The 1,657-nt window shown below is 68.3% G+C and carries 1 protein-coding gene; it reads left to right on the forward strand.

Annotated features, from left to right (window positions below):
- Positions 1-194: 194 nt before the first annotated feature.
- A complete protein-coding gene (locus tag ACFRAR_RS38750) occupies positions 195-1,625 on the forward strand; it encodes a transposase (protein WP_380705149.1) in 1,431 nt (476 codons plus the stop codon).
- Positions 1,626-1,657 lie beyond the last annotated feature (32 nt).

Below are 1,657 nucleotides of genomic sequence, written 5' to 3' on the forward strand. Positions count from 1 at the left end.
GAGGCTGTCGCACGACTGCCCCCGTCCGGGAGTCAAGAGCGATTCGATGTTCGGTTTCAGTGATTGCAGGGATGCTGGAGTCTGGGTCGGTGGGGCGGAACTTCCTGCTGTGCGACCGCGAACGTGATCTTGAGATGCCGAAGAGTGCCCGGGAGTGGCTGCCGCCAGGGCACTTATGTTGGAGAGTGCTTGAGGTGGTCGAGGGGCTCGATCTCTCGGCCTTCGAGGACGGCTACCGTGCCGACGGGCAGGGCGGTGGCGCCTACCCGCCGGCCGCCTTGGTGGCGCTGATCTTCTACTGCTATAGCAAGGGCATACGCTCCTCGCGTGGCATCGAGCGGGCCTGCTGGGACGATCTGGGCTGCCGGATTATCACCGCGAACCGCGCCGTGGACCATTCCACCGTCGCGCGGTTCGTCCAGCGTCACCGCGGCGCGCTGACCCAGCTGTTCGCGCAGGTGCTGGCCCTGTGCGGCAGTCGTGGGCTGGTCGATCTGTCGGCGGTCGCGGTGGACGGCTCGCCAGTGGACGCGAACGCGTCCCGTGACTCCAACAAGCAGTTGCTGCGCCTGGAGACCGTCATCGCGCGGTGTGAGGACGAGATCAGCGCGCTCATGGACGACGCGCGTGACCATGCCCGGCGCGTCGAGACCTGCGGCATTGCAGACGCCGACGACGAGCCGCAGCGTGATGACTGGCCGAGGCTGTCACGCCTGTGTGACCTGCTCGCCAGGGCCCGCACGGCCCGGGACCGGCTCTATCAGCGGGCCCTACCGTCCGCCAACGAGACAAGGATCAAGGTTGAAGCCGCCGAACGCATCGTGGCCCGCGCGGAGAAGCGGTTGGCCGCGGAGACGGCGGCCCATCAGGAGAAACTGAGGAAGTACCAAGCGCGGACCGAGGCCGACCGGGAAGCGGGGCGCCGGGCCGCCAACGGCCGACCGCCCGTGCCTATGGAGAACAAGACGGTCCTGGTCCGGCAGCGGGCCCGGCTGGCGAAGGCACTCGCTCATCTGGATCGGGCACGCAGCCCCAAGTCGGTGCCGTCCTTGGCCGCCGTCGCCAGCCTGAGCGATCCGGACTCACGGCTGCAACTGGGCAAACATGGCGGCTACCTGCAGGGATACAACTTGCAGATCGTGTGCGCACGCCGCCAGATCCTGCTGGCCATCGACCTGCACGACAACCCGTCGGACCGCACGGCACTGATCCCGATGGTCAGGAAGACCCAGGAGAACCAGCGCGCGGCCGGTCTGGCGGGCGACATCCTGCTCTGGCTCGCGGACAGCGGATACGCCAGCGCCGCCTCCTTTGAGGAACTGGCCGACCTGCCGCTGCTGGTCTCGGTCACCAGCGAGGCTGACCAGGCAGGATTCCCCGCCAAGCGCCAGAGCGCCCCCGCCGGCCAACAGGCCATGGCCGACCGCCTGGCGACCCCGGCCGGCCGGGCCCAGTACCGCCAGCGCAGCGCTCTCGTCGAGCCGGGCTTCGCTCAGCTTTTCCAGCGATTCGGCCGACACCTCAACTACCGCGGACGCCGGGCCGTCGACACCGAGATCAAGCTCCTCGGCACCGTCCACAACCTCAGCAAACTCCTTGCTGGCACTCCGAAATCGCGCTCTTGACTCGCGGACGGGGGCAGTCGTGCGACAACCTC

The organism is Kitasatospora sp. NPDC056651 (assembly GCF_042792155.1).
Lineage (GTDB): Bacteria > Actinomycetota > Actinomycetes > Streptomycetales > Streptomycetaceae > Kitasatospora.